This is a genomic window from Sphingomonas sp. ATCC 31555, from assembly GCF_000282895.1.
Taxonomy (GTDB): Bacteria; Pseudomonadota; Alphaproteobacteria; order Sphingomonadales; family Sphingomonadaceae; genus Sphingomonas.
The window spans coordinates 28056-44595 of the sequence record NZ_ALBQ01000034.1 but is presented as its reverse complement, the minus strand read 5'-3'; the positions used below and the strand labels follow the sequence as shown (position 1 = coordinate 44595).

The 16540-nt window shown below is 64.2% G+C and carries 11 protein-coding genes and 1 tRNA gene; 5 read left to right on the top strand and 7 right to left on the bottom strand.

Annotated features, from left to right (window positions below):
* Positions 1–8 precede the first annotated feature (8 nt).
* Positions 9–3044, bottom strand: a complete 3036-nt coding sequence (locus B215_RS0114290) for a TonB-dependent receptor (protein WP_019370328.1) — start codon at positions 3042–3044, stop codon at positions 9–11.
* 226 nt (positions 3045–3270) lie between these two features.
* On the opposite strand from B215_RS0114290, the gene B215_RS0114285 reads away from it, so the two are divergent.
* Positions 3271–4485 carry an MFS transporter gene (locus tag B215_RS0114285; RefSeq protein ID WP_019370327.1) on the top strand — a complete coding sequence of 405 codons (1215 nt, stop codon included), beginning with the start codon at positions 3271–3273 and terminating at the stop codon, positions 4483–4485.
* Positions 4486–4533: 48 nt separating this feature from the next.
* On the opposite strand, the gene B215_RS0114280 is transcribed toward B215_RS0114285, so the two are convergent.
* Positions 4534–4610 (bottom strand) — tRNA-Pro (locus B215_RS0114280).
* A gap of 188 nt (positions 4611–4798) precedes the next feature.
* Here B215_RS0114280 and pnuC point away from each other — a divergent pair.
* The 3 genes from pnuC to B215_RS0114265 all read left to right on the top strand — a co-directional run bounded on the left by pnuC (position 4799) and on the right by B215_RS0114265 (position 8346).
* Positions 4799–5350 (top strand): nicotinamide riboside transporter PnuC, encoded by a 552-nt coding sequence (gene pnuC / locus B215_RS0114275; protein WP_019370326.1) that lies wholly within the window; start codon positions 4799–4801, stop codon positions 5348–5350.
* Entirely contained in the window at positions 5347–5865 is a 519-nt protein-coding gene (locus tag B215_RS0114270; RefSeq protein WP_019370325.1) for an AAA family ATPase, read from the top strand. Before pnuC ends, B215_RS0114270 begins: the two co-directional genes overlap by 4 nt.
* 189 nt (positions 5866–6054) lie before the next feature.
* Positions 6055–8346, top strand: coding sequence for a TonB-dependent receptor (locus tag B215_RS0114265; RefSeq protein ID WP_019370324.1), 2292 nt, complete (start codon positions 6055–6057; stop codon positions 8344–8346).
* A 94-nt stretch (positions 8347–8440) separates the two neighbouring features.
* Here the strand turns inward: B215_RS0114265 and B215_RS0114260 are convergent, their stop codons facing one another.
* Positions 8441–9400, bottom strand: a complete 960-nt coding sequence (locus B215_RS0114260; protein WP_019370323.1) for a CsgG/HfaB family protein — start codon at positions 9398–9400, stop codon at positions 8441–8443.
* Between the two features lie 153 nt (positions 9401–9553).
* On the opposite strand from B215_RS0114260, the gene lepA reads away from it, so the two are divergent.
* Complete coding sequence (gene lepA, locus B215_RS0114255) at positions 9554–11362, top strand: translation elongation factor 4 (protein WP_019370322.1); 1809 nt, start codon at positions 9554–9556, stop codon at positions 11360–11362.
* 261 nt (positions 11363–11623) lie between these two features.
* On the opposite strand, the gene B215_RS0114250 is transcribed toward lepA, so the two are convergent.
* From B215_RS0114250 to B215_RS0114235, 4 genes are all read right to left on the bottom strand, one after another.
* The gene (locus B215_RS0114250; RefSeq protein ID WP_019370321.1) at positions 11624–11821 is read right to left on the bottom strand and encodes a hypothetical protein; all 198 of its coding nucleotides are present in this window, start codon (positions 11819–11821) and stop codon (positions 11624–11626) included.
* A gap of 8 nt (positions 11822–11829) precedes the next feature.
* Complete coding sequence (locus tag B215_RS20185) at positions 11830–12708, bottom strand: beta-carotene 15,15'-dioxygenase, Brp/Blh family (RefSeq protein WP_236704475.1); 879 nt, start codon at positions 12706–12708, stop codon at positions 11830–11832.
* Between the two features lie 86 nt (positions 12709–12794).
* The gene (locus B215_RS0114240; protein WP_026009269.1) at positions 12795–13565 is read right to left on the bottom strand and encodes a bacteriorhodopsin-like; all 771 of its coding nucleotides are present in this window, start codon (positions 13563–13565) and stop codon (positions 12795–12797) included.
* Positions 13566–13889: 324 nt separating this feature from the next.
* Positions 13890–16367: a TonB-dependent receptor domain-containing protein gene (locus B215_RS0114235; RefSeq protein ID WP_019370318.1), complete on the bottom strand. Its 2478-nt coding sequence runs from the start codon at positions 16365–16367 to the stop codon at positions 13890–13892.
* Positions 16368–16540: the final 173 nt, after the last annotated feature.

Here is a 16540-nt window from a genome sequence, read left to right as displayed (position 1 = left end):
GGGGGAGGTTAGAAGGTGAAGCGCACACCGGCCGAATAGCGTGCATCCTGCTTGGTGACGAACGTCACGTTGCGGTCCGAACGCAGATGGCCGCTCCGGTTTTCGCCCAGCAGGTTGATCGCTTCGGCGAAGATCGCGACGCTCTTGGTCACCGCATAGCTGGCGCTCGCATCGAGCTGGCCATAGGTGTTGATATAGACCGGGTTGATGCCCGCACCTGCCAGATAGCCCTTGCGCCAGTTGTACGCAGCACGCGCCTGAATCCCGAACTTGTCGTAGAACAGCACCGCGTTCGCACTGTCCGACAGGCCGGTAATGGCGAACTGCGACACGCTGGCGGGGAGCGTGTTGTCATAGTCGCGATTGCCGTTGACGATCGTGTAGTTGAGGATCGTGCCGAAGCCGGTGTCCCAGAAATTGTGCTGGATGGCGAATTCGAAGCCGTCGACCGACGCGGTCTGATCGCTGTTGAACGGCGTGCTGACGATGAAATTCACCAGCGGATCGTCCGGCTGCGCCACGATGGTGCCGTTGACCACGCCGCCCGGATAGTTGGCGGCGATATAGTCGCGCACTTGCGCGAAGGTGGCATTCGCACCCAGCGCGTTGATCGCCGCCTGGTAGCGCGGCCCATAGCGCGTGACGCCATTGAACGTGCTGACGGGAGAGGTGACGCCGGGGACGGTGGTGTTGATCTGCGTCTGGCCGATATAGTTCGACACGTCCTTGTGGAAGAAGCCTACGGACAGATAGCTGTCGGACTTGTAATACCATTCCGCCGACAGATCGATGTTCTTCGATTTGTACGGAATGAGATTGGGGTTGCCCACGCCGCCGGTGCCGCCGCCGATCCGGAACAGCTGGTCGAGGCGACGGCCGCCCTGCAGGCTGCCATAATCGGCGCGTGTGATGGTGTGGCTGTACGACGCGCGCAGCTTGACGTTTTCAATCGGCTGGAAGTCGAAGTCGACCGAGGGCAACCAGTTTTCATAGCTTCCCTTGAACGTCGTGAAGCCGCTGCCCGAGAACAGGATGTTGAATTCGTTCTGCGAATTCTGCCGCGCGCCTACCGGCGTCGGTACCAGCGCAGACGCCGACACGTCTGTGTTCTCATAGCGCAGACCCACGATGAAGTGGGCGGGACGCGAGAACAGGTCGAGCTTGCCGTTGAACTGGGCGTAGGGCGCGACGGTCTTTTCGCGGATGCGGGAGTCGGTGTTGTACGGAATCAGGCACTGACCGTTGCCGCCGCAGATATTATAGGCCTTGTCGAGCAGCGAGACCATCGCCGGCACGTCGAAGCCGAAGAAGGACTTGGCGATCGCCGGATCGTCGGCGCCGGTGATGCCGGAGAATTTGTCCGGAATGCTGATCTGGCGGAACAGGCTGTCCGGGATCAGCGCCGCTGCCGCCGCGCGCTGTGCCGGGCTGTCGCCGCCAGTGCCGCCCCAGGTATCGTTCTGCAGTACGCTATAGGCCGACCGCACCTTGTTGTCGGTATAGTCAAAGCCGAGATCCAGGCTGTCGAAGAAGCCGTCTCCATGATCATAATGGCCGCGTAGCTGGACCTGGTTGATCTCGTCCCGGAAATAGGAATTGCGGAACGCACTCCCCGTGGGGACGATGTTCGCAGGATTCATCGGATCGATGCCGGGCTGCATCGCGTACGAGATGATCGGAAACTTCTTGTCGAAATTGATCGTCTGGCTTTGCACGCCGAACACCGCGGCGCCCACCGAGTTGCTGTTGCCATATGGGTTGTCGGGCTTGGACTCGGCGGTCGAGTGGTGGGCGTCGATCGAAACGGTGACGCCGCCCGGTGCCTGCCACGTCAGATTGCCGCCGAGCGACTTGTTCACGCTGCGCGCAGAGGTTTGGGAGGCCGAATAGGAGAGGTCCTTCGTCTCTGCCGCGGTGAAGCGTTCGGTGTAGAACACCGGACCTGCCACGGGACCATCGGTCCACGCGCTCGAGGTGTCGTTGTGGTTGTACCAGATGCCGACATTATTATCGCGAACTTCGAACGTGTTCTGCGAATAGGTGTAGTCGATCGTCGCCGTCAGCGTGTCGACCGGGCGGAATTGCAGCACCGCCTGGCCATTGATGCGCTCGCGCCGGCCGTTGACGATGTTGTAGCTCGCATTCTGCGGCACCTGATATACATCGGTGGCATCGGGGCGGTTCGTGATGTTGGCGTAGCGCGGATCGCCCTGCTGGGCGAGCGAGCCCCAATTGTTCTCCGATCCGAGATAGCCGTCGCGCCAGCCCACATTCGCCTGGTTCGCGCTGAAGTTGCGGCGTTGATAGGCGCCGGTGACGAGGATGCCGACGCGGTCGTCCAGGAAGGTGTTCGAGAAGATGCCCGACACTTCGGGCGTGATGTCGTTCTTGCCGTTCTGCGAGGTGTCGATCACGCCGCGGGCGGACAGCGAGCCGCGCAGACCGGGCTTGTCCAGCGGCCGCGGGGTGCGGATGTTGATGGTCGAACCTATGCCGCCAGACGCCACCGTCGCGCGACCCGACTTGTACACTTCCAGCGCCGCCACGCCTTCGGAGGCAAGATTGGCGAAATCGAAGGAGCGCGATCCCGGCGCGCTGTTGCCGTCGCCGATCGTCGAGGTCGGCATCTGACGACCGTTCAGCGTCACGAGATTATATTCCGGGCCGAAGCCGCGCACGGTGACGAACTGGCCTTCGCCGTTCGACCGATCGATCGACACGCCGGTGATGCGCTGTAGCGACTCAGCGAGGTTCGTATCGGGGAACTTGCCCATGTCTTCGGCGCTGATCGCGTCGATCACGCCCTGGGCGTTGCGCTTCAGGTCGATCGACTGGCGCAGCGACGCGCGGATGCCGGTGACGACGATCTCGCCTTCGGCAGGTGCCTGATCGTCTGGAGCCGCCTGGGGTTCGGCCTGTGCCGGACCCGGATTGCCCATGGTCGCAGCCGCATCCTGGGCCAGCGCGGCGGCCGGCATGGCGAGTGCGGCGGTGGATACGCCGATGGCGAATTTCGAAAGCAGGCGAGCACGAGCGCTGCGCATGGAAACCTCCCCTAATGAGTCCGGCGCGGTTCTGTACGCGCGCTTGAGAACGTTCACTTGCCGAACCCGACAAGGCTGTCAAGATGGCTGACGCCTTGATAACGCTACCTTGTGAACGTTCATTCGATTTATGGTCTTGGCCTGCCGCGCGCTCGCGCCAACGCCGCAAGGAAGGTTTGCTCGGGCAGCCGTTGCCGGGACGACCGATCGCGGGCAGGGAGGGGGCATGCCAGATCCCGCACCGTTCACCTCCGCCGTGGCGCAACGCTGGAGCCGGTCCGTGCTCGCCATTTTCGCGCTTGCATATGCCGGCGGGGTGATCGCCTATCTTCCGCTGCTCAGCCTGTTGCTGCCGATCAAGGTGGAGGCGATCAGCCAGGCCGGCCGGATCGAGCTGCTCTCGCTGATCGCGGTGGCCGGGGCGATCGCTGCCGGTGGCGCCAACATTCTCTTCGGCTGGTTGAGCGACCGATCTCAGCGCGCGGGACATGGGCGGCGGCGCTGGATGGGGGCGGGTATCGCGGCGGTCGGGGCAAGCTATGTGGCGGTGGCCCTGGCTGCGACGCCGATCGCCTTGCTGGCAGCCGTCGTCGTGTTTCAGCTGGCGGTGAATGCGGTGCTGGCGCCGATGATGGCCATTTTGGCGGAGGAGATTCCCGATGCAAAGCGCGGCATCGCGGGAGGTCTGCTGACAATGGGCCAGCCCGCCGCATCGGCGCTATCGGCGGTACTTGTCGGCACCACGGCGCTCACTGAAGGGGCGCAACTCACGGTGATCCTGGCAGTGGCGCTGTTATGCATCCTGCCGATGCTGTTGATGCGGCCAGGCACGCTGGCGGCGACGGCCGCCGAACCTGCGCCCGTGCGTCCGCCCCGCCGCGATTTCCTGGTGGCGAGCGGATCGCGTCTGCTGATTCAGGTCGCCGCCGTCGTCACGCAGCTATACCTTCTCTATTATTTTGAGACGGTGGTGCCGCTTCGCGAGCATGCCGCATTGCCGGGTTGGATCGGCCGAGTCTTCACGATCGCGTTCCTTGTGCCGATGCCGATCGCGCTCCTGCTCGGGAGCATGGCCGATCGGCCGCAGCGGCGGCGATGGGTGTTGCTGGGGGCCGCCGGGCTCGCGGCGGCGGGGCTGTTCGCGATGGCGGCGGCGGACGACCGATGGACCGCGGCCGCGGCGTTCATCCTGTATACCGCGGGATCCTCGGTGTTCGTCGCGCTTCACGCCGGCCTGGCCTTGCAGCTCTTGCCCGATCCCCGCCACCGTGGCCGCGACCTCGGCTTGTTCAACCTGACCAACACGACGCCATCGCTGATTGGCGCCGCACTCACCTGGACCTTCGCGACACCGCATGATTTCGGCCCGATCCTGGCGGTGTTGGGGGGGATGACGCTGTGCGGCGGAGTGCTGATCCTCGGCGTACGGGCGTGGCGCTGACGCCGGGCTGGCTTGGCCGCCGGTATCCAAATCGGCAAATCAAGAAAATGGTCGGGGAGAGAGGATTCGAACCTCCGGCCCCTGCCTCCCGAAGACAGTGCTCTACCAGGCTGAGCTACTCCCCGACGGAGTCCGGTCTACAATGCTTTCGGGAGCAGACCGGCTTGAGCTTGGAGGCGCGCCTATAAGGGCGGCTATGGCCAGCCGTCAAGCGCCTCGACGCAGGGAATTCGGACAGCGGTAGATTTTTTTGGCGGGGCGCTAGTCGCGCGCCTATCGACCCTTGCGCGGCCCGCCGATATGCGCGTCCGCAGTGAACCCCATCGAAGCCGCCGCCGCCCTGCTGGGCGTTGCCAATGTCACGCTCGTCGTTCGGCGCAGCCTGTGGAACTACCCCTTCGCCCTGGCGATGGTCGCGCTTTATGCCTGGGTTTTCTTCCAGCAACGCCTCTACAGCGACGCGCTGCTCCAGCTCTTCTACATCGCCGTGAACCTGTATGGCTGGTGGAACTGGCGAAACGCAAAGCACGGCGGCGTGGTGCCGGTGGTATGGCTGAGCAGCCGCGCACGCGTGGCCTGGAGCGGGGGCGCGGCGCTTGCGGTGCTGGTCTGGGGGGCGGTGATGGCGGCGACTACGGATGCCGATTATCCCTGGTGGGACGGCGCGATTGCCGTGCTGAGCATCGCTGCCCAACTGCTCCAGTCGCGCCGGGTGTGGGAATGCTGGCTGCTGTGGATACTGGTGGACCTGCTCGCCATTCCGCTGTTCGCCGTGAAAGAATTGTGGCTGACCGCGGGGCTGTATGGACTTTTCCTGGCGCTGTCGCTGTGGGGTGCCGTTGACTGGAAAAAAGCGCGCTTATGATACCCCGCACGATTTGCCTCCATGGCCCCGAAAGCACCGGCAAGACGACGATCGCTCCGCGACTGGTCGCGCACTATGGCGGCGCGCTGCTTGACGAATATGGCCGTGAATATGCCGAAGCGCGCGGTACCGACTTCACCATGGCGGATCTGGTGGAGATCGCCAGAACGCATGACGCGGGAACGCGGATGATGCTCGCCACCGGTGCCGATCCGGTGATCCTAGATACCGATCCGCTGATGACGGCGGTGTGGGCGGAAATGCTGTTCGGCGCGCGCGACCCCTGGTTCGATGCCTGGCAAAGCACGGCGGATCTGTACCTGTTGTTCGACATCGATCTGCCTTGGGTTGCCGATGGCACGCGCCTGTTCGGGACGCCGGCGCTACGCCGCCGGTTCTTCGATCTCTCGCGCGCCGAGCTGGAGCGCCGCGGTGTCCGTTGGGCGCTGGTGCAAGGCGAGGGCGAGGCGCGCTTCGCCGCCGCCGTGGCGGCGATCGAGAGCGCGCGCGGCTAGGAAGGTGCAGCTTTCGCGCTGCGGAAACACGCCCGCTTTCGGTCACGCGAAGTTCACAATCGCGGCCTAACGCGCCCCCCGACGGCAAATGGGGGACTGGAATTCAATACCTTGCGAACGCCCGTGCAGGCGGATCGCACTCGGCTGCCGTCACAAGCAAAGCAACAAACATCCATTCGGGGAAAATCCATGCATTACTATGCGCGCAGCAAGCGCAGCATGCTGATCGGCGCCGCCTTCGGCGCGCTGCTGGCCTCCAACGCTGCAATGGCTCAGCAGGCCGACGACGAGTCGGGGCTGAACGAGATCGTCGTGACGGCGGAGCGTCGTCCGGAAAACCAGCAGAATGTGCCGCTATCGGTGGCCGTGATCCCCGCAGGGCTGGCTCGTGAGTATACCGCGTCGGGCGATGACACGCTGCTCGCGCTGTCCGGCAAGGTGCCCGGCCTCTATGTCGAGTCCTCAACCGGCCGCATCTTCCCGCGCTTCTATATCCGCGGCTTGGGCAACGTTGATTTCTATCTCGGCGCATCGCAGCCGGTTTCGATCATCCATGACGATATCGTGCTGGAACATGTGGTGCTGAAGTCGAACCCGGTGTTCGACGTGAACCAGATCGAAGTGCTCCGGGGGCCGCAGGGATCGCTGTTCGGCCGCAATACCACGGCGGGCATCATCAAGTTCGACACGGTGCGCCCGTCGCAAACCTATCAGGGCCGCGCGACGGCGAGCTACGGCAGCTTCAACAGCGTCAATATCGACGCCGGCGTTGGCGGGCCGATCATTCAGGACAAGCTGGCCTTCCGCATTTCCGGGCTCTATCAGCACCGCGACAATTACATCGACAACAGCTATGCGGGCCCGAGCGCGGACGGAACGGTCACACCGAAGAAGAACGCCGCCGGGGGCTTCAACGAGCGCGACGTGCGCCTGCAACTGCTGGCAACGCCCACTGAAACCCTGTCCATCCTCGCCTCGGGCCATGCCCGCTGGTATGACGGCACCGCCACCGTGTTCCGCCGCGGGGCGCTCAACCTGGGTTCCAACAAGATCAACGGCGTGCAGTTTACGCGTGCGCGCTGGGACGAGGGCGCCGATAATCCGCAAGACTATAACACCGCGGGCGGATCGCTCCATGTGAACTGGGATCTGGCGGGCGTGACGCTCACTTCGATCACCGGCTATGAAACGCTTTCGGGGTACAGCCGTGGAGACACGGACGGCGGCGCTGCTGCCGATTTCGGCAATGCCGGCTTCGGTGAGTCCATGGGCCGGGTGCGCGGGCTGGACCAGTGGAGCGAGGAACTGCGCCTGGCAAGCAGCGGCGAGGGGCCGCTGAAGTGGCAGGTCGGCGCCATGTATTTCGATACGCGCGACATCACCGAATTCTATCAGCGCGCATACTTCTTGAGCGGTGCCGCCCGGAACCCGAACAATTGGGTTCGTCTGCACAACGTGAACACGAGCTGGGCGGTGTTCGGCCAGGCGAGCTATGATCTCACGCCGAAGCTGACCCTCACTGCCGGCGGCCGCGTGACCGAGGACACGAAGACCACGGACCTGCTCAAGACGGCGGACACCGCGGCGGGTGCCGTCACCTATCCCGGCCGTCGCCATGTGCGGCTGTCGGATACCCAGCCGAGCTGGGACCTGAGCGCACGCTATGCAGTGAGCCCGGACGTCAGCGTCTACGCCCGCGTGGCCAAGGGCTTCCGCGGACCGACGATCCAGGGACGCTCGGCGGTGTTCAATTCGGATTTCACCACCGCCAACTCCGAGAAGATCCTGTCGTGGGAAGCGGGCATCAAGACGCAGCTTGATCGCACCGTGCGCTTCAACCTTTCCGGCTTCTACTACACGCTCGACGACATCCAGCTGAACGGCAACGATGCCAACGGCAACGGTGTTCTGCTGAACGCGAACAAGGCCAAGGCCTATGGCGCCGAAGCCGAGCTGGACTGGCGGCCGACGCGCAACCTGTCGCTGCAGATGGGCCTGAGCCTGCTGCACAGCGAGATCGACGACAGCAAGGTGGAAGTGCAGACCTGCGCCTTTGCCGGTCGCCTGACCTGCACCGTGCTGGACCCGGTTCGGCAGATCACGCTGTTCGGCGCCCCCGCCTTCCTGGCGAAGATCGACGGCAACCCGCTGCCGAACGCGCCGGAGTATAACTTCAACGTCAATGCGCGCTACGACATCCCGATGGACATCGGCGGGAAGCTGTTCGTCGCCACCGACTGGAACGTGCAGGGCTACACCAATTTCGTGCTCTACGAGACGAAGGAGTTCACCGCGAACGGCAACTTCGAAGGCGGCCTGAAGATCGGCTACACCGCGCCGAACGATGCCTGGGAGATCGCCGGGTTCGTTCGCAACATCACCGGGGAGAAGAACCTGAAGGGCGTGATCGAGAATTATCGCGCTGCCGTGCTCAACGAACCGCGCGTGTTCGGCGTGTCGCTGAGCGGCAAGTTCAACTAAGCGGATCCTGTCCGTCCTCCCTGCGGAGGGAGGAGAGAAAAAAGGGCCGTCGCAACATTCTTGCGACGGCCCTTTCTTTTGCCGGCTCCGAACCTCAGTTCGAAGGTGCGAGCTTGGTGTTCAGCACCCAGCCGACATTGTCGTTCTCGTCGGCCACTTCCCACCACAGGCCATTCTTGTTGCCGGTGGGATAGACGATCGCACCGACGGGCAATGTGCGGATCACCTTGCCGGAAGCGGCGGCGGTGGTGCGCATCGCCACCGGCGCCTGGGCGGTGAAGGTCTTGGCCGGTGCCGCCTGCGCCGTGCCCTCGTCGCCGGGGCGCAGCAGGCCGAGGCCGTCGACCATCTTCGCATAGGCATCGATGAACGCCAACGTCACGATCCGGCCGATATCGGTGTTGTCATATCCGCCGCCCACCGCGCCGAGCCCGCCGCCGATGAAGCCCACGCCGCCGCCGGCACCCCAGGAGACGCTGTTCTTCGAGGCATAACCTTCCTCGGTCGCGACCGTCTCCGTCGTGCGGACATTGGTGAGCGAAAGGACGGTGTTCGCTTCCATCTTGCGCGACTTGAGACCGCCCAGCAGCCCGCCGATCGGCCCGCCGACCACGGCGCCCGCCGCACCGAAAGCGTTGCCGCCGGCATTGCGGTTCGCCGCCTGCACTTCGGCGACGAGCACGTAATCGGCCGCCTTGATCTGGCCCTGGCCGACGTTCGAGCCGCGCTGCAGGCCCAGATTGCCGCCGATGTTGCGCTCCTTCTCCGCCGCCTGCAGGCCCGAGCCGCGATCGACGAGATTGAAGCAGCCCGAACGCTGGACCAGCACCTTGAGCAGCTTCTGCGGCGGCGCCAGCGAATATTGCGTCCAGCCGCGGGGATCGTCCCCGTCGACGATGGAGAGCGTGCCGAGCTTGCGCGCACAGCGCGGCACGTCCTGCACGGCCTGCTCCTGGGTGCGCTGCGTCTTGGTCGGCTTGCTCTGGGCAAGCGCGGGCGCGGCGCCCACGCACAATGCCATCGCCCCGGCGGCGCCGAGCAACTGCTTCATCATCGTACTGAAACCTCCCTGTACAACCAGGCGGTCCGATGTGGGAAAGACCGCCCCCCGCCCGCGTCCGTAACAGAATGGATCGCCCCGGCCTAGCGATGCCGTACAATCGGGTACTTTGGCTTTTCCCGCCAAGCTGCTAACGCGCGCGGAATCATGGCAACCGACATCACCAAGATCCGCAACTTCTCGATCATCGCGCATATCGACCATGGCAAGTCTACGCTTGCCGATCGGTTGATCCAGCGCACCGGCGGCCTCACCGCCCGCGAGATGTCCGAGCAAGTCCTTGATAACATGGACATCGAGAAGGAACGCGGGATCACCATCAAGGCGCAGACCGTGCGCCTGGAATGGAAGGGCCATGTCCTCAACCTGATGGACACGCCGGGCCATGTCGACTTCGCCTACGAGGTGAGCCGCAGCCTCGCCGCATGCGAAGGCGCGCTGCTCGTCGTCGACGCCGCCCAGGGCGTGGAGGCGCAGACGCTCGCCAATGTCTACCAGTCGATCGAGCACGACCACGAGATCATCCCCGTGATCAACAAGATCGACCTGCCCTCGGCCGAGCCCGAAAAGGTCCGCACCGAGATTGAGGACGTGATCGGCCTCGACGCCTCCAACGCCGTGCTCGCCAGCGCCAAGAGCGGCATCGGCATCGACGAGATCCTCGACGCGATCGTCGAGCGAATTCCTGCGCCTAAGGGCGATCCCGAGGCGCCGCTCAAGGCAATGCTGGTCGATAGCTGGTACGATCCGTATCTCGGCGTCGTCATTCTCGTTCGCGTGATCGACGGCTCGATCCGGAAGGGCCAGCAAGTCAAGTTCATGCAGACCGGAACGACCCATCTGGTCGACCGCGTCGGCGCCTTCCGCCCCAAGATCGAGCAGCTGCCCGATCTCGGCCCGGGCGAGATCGGCTTCATCACCGCGCAGATCAAGGAAGTGGCCCAGGCGCGCGTCGGCGATACGCTGACCGACGCCAAGAAGCCCGCCCTGGAAGCGCTGCCGGGCTTCAAGGAAGTCCAGCCGGTGGTATTCTGCGGCTTGTTCCCGGTCGACGCGGCGGACTTCGAGAAGCTGCGCGAAAGCATCTCCAAGCTGCGCCTCAACGACGCGTCGTTCAGCTTCGAGATGGAGACCTCGGCCGCGCTCGGCTTCGGCTTCCGCTGCGGCTTCCTCGGCCTCTTGCACCTGGAGATCATCCAGGAGCGGCTGATGCGCGAGTATGACCTCGATCTCATCACCACCGCGCCCAGCGTGGTGTACAAGATGCGCCTGACCAAGGCGGCGGGCGAGGCGGTGGCGCAGGAGATCGAGCTCCACAACCCCGCCGACATGCCCGATCCCAACCGGATCGAGGAAATCGAGGAGCCCTGGATCCAGGCGGTGATCTATGTGCCTGACGAATATCTCGGCCCCATCCTCAAGCTCTGCCAGGATCGCCGCGGCATCCAGAAGAACCTCACCTATGTCGGCGGTCGCGCCCAGGTGACGTATGAGCTGCCGCTCAACGAAGTGGTGTTCGACTTCTACGATCGCCTCAAGTCGATCAGCCGCGGCTACGCGAGCTTCGACTATGAGCAGATTGGCCACCGCGAGGGCGACCTCGTCAAGATGAGCATCCTCGTCAACAACGAGCCGGTCGACGCGTTGAGCATGATCGTCCACCGCTCGACCGCCGAGAGCCGCGGCCGCGGCATGTGCGAGCGCCTGAAGGACCTGATCCCGCGCCATCTGTTCAAGATTCCGATCCAGGCGGCGATCGGCGGCAAGGTGATCGCCCGCGAGACGATCGCCGCGCTGCGCAAGGACGTCACCGCCAAATGCTATGGCGGCGACATCAGCCGCAAGCGCAAGCTTCTGGAAAAGCAGAAGGAAGGCAAGAAGCGGATGCGCGAATATGGCAGCGTGCAGATCCCGCAGGAGGCGTTCATCGCTGCCCTCCGGATGGGCGAGGAGTAAGCGGGCACGGATCTCGGCCCGGCAAGGCAGTAAACCTGGTAAGGCCGCAACGCTCCCTGAACGGGCAGCGTCGCGCAAATTCCTCCCCGTCTCGGTAAAGGGGACCATGTGCGTAGCACATGGTGGCAGGGCCGCCGTGCACGCGGCGGTGCTCCGACGGTCGAGTGCGCGCGGCGCCTACAGCGCGGCCTCTCCACGCCTTCGCGCCCGGGAGGAAAAGCAATGGACGCTCCCGGTCCGCGCATGCGCAGGAACGGGCGTTTAGCGCGTCTTGATACGTCGTGCTGCCAATACGATCGCGGCGGAGCCCAACAGCGACGCCGTGACGATGGCTGCAACGGCGAGCAGGCCGGTGGTGGTGATCTGCGCTTCGAGCGCAACGGTGTCGCCGATGCGGAGCGTGGCATGCGCGCCGGGTAGGCCCGGGCGCGGGGCGGGCAGGGAGTCGCGGTTCGTCATGTGGCTTTTTATGCCGGGCGCGGCGCTGCGGCTACCGGTCGACGGAAAAGCGTGCCCATCGCGTCAAAGATCAGGTGTGGCACGGCCACGACGGACAGTAGCTGAAAGGCTAGTGCGGGATCAATCCCGCGCGCCAGATCGATGAAGCGCGGGCTGAACAATGCCCAGCCGGTGCAAGCCAGTAGCGCAAGCAGCACGGCGGCCAGTCGGGGATGCGAGAAGGAGCGGCCGCCTGCGCCGAATTCGTCGAGGATCGCCACGACATGGCGGCGCGAATGGAGCAGGGCGAAATAGGTGGGGAAGGCGAGCGTGGGCGGGGCGAGCGCCAGCAGCGCAAGCGCGGCTGCTTGCGCGGCGGCCCAGCGGCGCGATCCGCCCTGCCACGCCAATGTGATGGCGACGGCGGCAACGAGCAGCGCGACGGGTGACACCAGCGTCACCAGCGCTACGGCGAGCCGGCCGGTTGCCGGATCGGTCATCGCTACGAACAGCTGCGACACCCGCTCCGGCTGGCCCAGCACGGCCGCCGCGATCGGCGCCAGCCCTGCGGCGGTGCGGAGCAGGCTGTCCTGCGGCAGGTCCCAGTCTTCGGAGAAATGCCAGGCCGCGAGCGCGAGAAAGCCGAGCATCGCCGCCAGCGGCATGGCCCACCAGGCCAGCGCCATCGTGGCGGCGGCGGCCACGTAGCACGCAAGGAACAGCGCGAGCGTCGGGCCCTGCATGCGCCAGAGCGTGCGCGCAACCATCAGGTCATGGCCGCCATGCGGCAGACCGCCGGCGAGCATCAGCAGCATGCCTGCCTGCGTCGCCCAGGGCGCGTGCCAGTCCAGGCCGAGCGGCCGCAGCAGGCAGATCAGCATCGCCGCGCCCCAGAAAAGGCCGGGCACCGCCCGATCCTGCGCAAGGGCGGAGGATCGGACGGTGCCTTGGGCCATGGCCCGCGGGAGGGGGGGTATACGGGCCACTGGCCGGTTCAGGCGGCGTGCGGGACGCCGTGTCCTTCAACTTCCGACTTGCGCGATGCGATCGCGAAGATCAGCAGGCCCACGCCCGCCTTCGCGACCAGATCGGCGATGGTGTAGCCGACCTGGATCACGGTCTCCACGTCCGGCCCGGCAAGGTTCGCATAGGGCGCCATATAGACGATCGGGTAGAAACCCCAGGAGGCGAAGGTGAGCAGGCGCGCCTGCTTCACCAGGCCCCGCACCGATTCCGGTTGGCGCTCGATCGACTTGCCAAGGCCGCTGAACAGTTCCCAGACGATGTAGAGGAACGGAATTGCCGAAAGCGTACCCCATAGCGCTCGCGTGGGGATGTCGCTGGCGATTTCGCCGGGATAGCCGAGCACGATCATCAGCGCCGCCGCCAGGCCCAGCCGCCAGCATTTCTGCACCGTTTCCTCGCGAGTGAGCCGCATCACCAGCACCAGCTCGATCAGCAGCAGCGGAACGGTGAGCAGCCAATCGACATATCGATAGGCATCGTTGAAGGCGACGCCAGTGGCAGATACCACGCCATCGACATAGTGATAGGCCGATTCCCAGCTCTCGAAGATCCGAAGATAATGATAGGCCGCAATCGCGGTGACCAGGCCAGATATCGTCACGGCATTCCTGTACGCGGCCGACACCTGTGATCGGCCGAACCACAGAAATACGGTGGTCGCTGCCATGGTGGCGAACGTAAACGAGAAGGCGTTGTAGATGAGCGAATATTGGAACGGAGTTACGACTGCGGTTTCCATCAGAAACTCTCCTAGGATCGCTCTGATCTTGCCGGGTGGTACGCTCAGAACACAGGATCCCGGGACCAGCGCGTTGTTGGTGCAAAATAACGCACAAGCTTCCATGCCGAAAAAGATCAGATGAAGCTGCTGGACGTCGGGCATACGCATGCCGGCGTACAAACTCTGTCTAACCATTTTCTGAGGAGATAATGTTACTGATTGGCGTAGGAGTCGACCTGTACATTAGGGTGGTTATTTTCGCTACCGTCACGAACAACATGGAAAACGCCGGCCGCGGGAAGGTCCGCGACCGGCGTCCTGGGGTTCGACAGGTGTGTGCGATCAGAAGTTGAAGCGCACCGAGGCGGCCAGCGTGCGTCCCTGCACCGATCGTGCCCAGCCGATGCCGGTTGTCGGCATCGTGCTCTGGCTGATGTCTAGGAAGCCCTTGGCGTTGAACAGGTTGGTACCGGTCAGCGCGACATCGATGGCCTTGGTGGGATGCAGGATCACGAAGCCGCCGACGGTGGTGAAGCCGGGCATCTTGAGCTGGTTCACGTCCTGCGCATAGCTGCTGGTGATCGTCACCACGCTGGCGCCGATGGTTGCATATTTGGTGTCGACCTGCGGCGTCGCCTGCAGCGTCCAGGCCGGCTGGTGGCGCGGTTCCTTGCCGGTGAGCGTCGGATCGATCTTGTCCTCGGTGATCTTTGCCTTGGTGTAGGTCGCGCCCGCGACCATGCTGAACGGACCGCGACGGATGCCGCCTTCCAGTTCGAGGCCGTAGGTGCGGTAAGTGCGGTAGGTCCAGGTCGCCGTCGCGTTCAGCTGGTTGTGATCGTCGGCATAAGCCAGGAAGCTCGTCGCGTTCAGCGTGATGCCGTTCTTGCGGAACTTCAGCCCGCCTTCGAGCTGGCGGACGATGTCGAAGCCGTGTTCGGAGGCGGTCAGCTTGCCGGTGCCGTTGTCGATCGCGCTGGTGAACAGGATCTTGTCCGCATTCGCGCGGCCGCCTCGGCTGTAGCGGGCGAAGAAGGCGAGCGGCTCGGCGGCGCGATAGTTGATGCCGGCCGAATAGCTGAGATATTTGAAGTTGTAGTTCACCGGTGCCGGGCGCCCGAGCGGCAGGGCCGAGACGCGGGTTTCGGGCGCGCTGATCCGGCCATCGCCGTTCATGTCGTAGCTGACCGTACCGTTGCGACCGTCGCCGAGATCGGCCCCGACCATCCAGCCGCGGGCGCTGCCGGTATCGTAGCGCAGGCTGCCGCCGATCGCGATCTTGCCGATATGGTAGTTCACCGAGGCATAGGGCGCGAAGAAGCTGTAGTCGACGTCGAACGAGCGGCGCAGGCGCGGTCCGTTGCGGCTATAAGCGTAGATGCCGTCCTGCGTCTGGGCGACGCCGGCGGCGCTGGTGAGGTTGACAAGCGAGCCCTGGCCGCCGCCGACGACATCGGTAACCATCGAGATCTGTAGCGCCTCGACCGCGATCGTCTGCGACGCGACATAGAGGCCGCCGGTGACCGTCAGATCGCCCTGACCGACCTTCCACACGCGTGTTCCGCGGAAGTCGTTGGCGAAATGGTTGCCGTTGCGCAAGTTGTAGGTGTTGACGAAAAAGTTGGCCAGCAGACCATTCCCATTCGCACTCCCCGGCACCGCCTTGCCGGCGTTCGGGCCGGTCGCGTAGGTGGCGGTCGCACCCGCGCCTGCCAGCGAAGCGGCAAGCGTCGCCATCGGGGCGACCGTGCTCGGGAAACCGCGCAGGAACTCGCCCGAGGTGTCAGCGTAGCGCATCCTGTTCGTGAGCGTCCAGCCGCCGAGATCGAACTGCGCTTCCAGGCCCAACGACTTGGACTGGGGGTTTTGGCCGTTCTTTACCGGATAGCGCGCCGGCTGGTTGTTGCCGTCGAGCGTGATCATCGCGCTGACGTTCGGTGAGAACATCGTGTCCTTCAGAATGTCGAACCCGGCGATGTTACCGATCACCGGCTTGTCGTTGGTGCCGGTGATCGTCACCGGATAGGTGGCATAGCTGGGCGCGCGATCGTCGAGCAGCTTGGCATAGGCCCTAATATAGCCGTTGGAGAACTGCTTTGTGACGTTCAGCTTGAGTTGGCCGCCCTTGAACGATGTCATGCCGGTAGCGCGCGGGCCTTCGCCGACCCGATAAAAGCCGCCGACATGGAAGCGCAGGCTGTCGCTGAGCTTGGCGCCATAATCGAAGTCAATGCGCTTCAGGTCGTAATCGAGGCCCGCCGTCATCTGGATCGAGCCGCCCTCGACGTCGCCCGTTTTGGAGATGAGGTTGATCAGGCCGCCGGGCGACCCGGTCGCGAAGGTGGAGGCGGAGCCGCCGCGGATCGTTTCGATCTGGGCGATCGTGAAGTCGGCGCGGACGAAGGAGTCGCCGGCCATGTTGAAGATGTCGTTGAATTCGACGACGGGCAGGCCGTCTTCCTCAATTTGGACATATTTGGAGCCGCCCGATCCGATCGGCAGGCCGCGCACGGTATAGTTGTTGTTGCCTTCGCTGATGCCGTTCTCCACCCGGATGCCCGCCATGGTACGCAGGATGTCGGCGAGGCCGACTGGGCCCAACTTCTGTGCCTCAATGCCCTTGAGGGAGCTTGTGGAGGTGGCGCTATCCAAGCGATCGCGTCCCTTGGCCACGCCAGTGGAGAAGACTTCCTTTTCTTCGACTGGGCGAACTTGTTCTTGAGTTTCCTTGCTCTGCGCGTCGGCATTGGACTGCGCCAGTGCCGGTGTCGCAAGTGCGCTGGTGGCAATCAGGCTTAGAAGGACAGTTCGACTGTTCACGGGTCACCCTGCTCGTGTCTGGAGTAGCGAGAGATGCTTTCGTTATAGAAACAATGGCTGCCTCGCGGGGCATGGCGCGGGCGATTTATCTTGTATAAACAGGAGTATAGGTGTTTATACGGAAGCCGACCGGAAGGCGAGGTGTTGCTGTTGCGCGGTCATTCTGAAAGTAG

Excerpts from the sequence above, each read along its gene's own strand:
- B215_RS0114260 (WP_019370323.1), bottom strand. The coding sequence starts at position 9,400 with ATGATGAAGCAGTTGCTCGGCGCCGCCGGGGCGATGGCATTGTGCGTG.
- B215_RS0114265 (WP_019370324.1), top strand. The coding sequence starts at position 6,055 with ATGCATTACTATGCGCGCAGCAAGCGCAGCATGCTGATCGGCGCCGCC.
- B215_RS0114250 (WP_019370321.1), bottom strand. The coding sequence starts at position 11,821 with ATGACGAACCGCGACTCCCTGCCCGCCCCGCGCCCGGGCCTACCCGGC.
- B215_RS0114270 (WP_019370325.1), top strand. The coding sequence starts at position 5,347 with ATGATACCCCGCACGATTTGCCTCCATGGCCCCGAAAGCACCGGCAAG.
- B215_RS0114285 (WP_019370327.1), top strand. The coding sequence starts at position 3,271 with ATGCCAGATCCCGCACCGTTCACCTCCGCCGTGGCGCAACGCTGGAGC.
- B215_RS0114290 (WP_019370328.1), bottom strand. The coding sequence starts at position 3,044 with ATGCGCAGCGCTCGTGCTCGCCTGCTTTCGAAATTCGCCATCGGCGTA.
- B215_RS0114240 (WP_026009269.1), bottom strand. The coding sequence starts at position 13,565 with ATGGAAACCGCAGTCGTAACTCCGTTCCAATATTCGCTCATCTACAAC.
- lepA (WP_019370322.1), top strand. The coding sequence starts at position 9,554 with ATGGCAACCGACATCACCAAGATCCGCAACTTCTCGATCATCGCGCAT.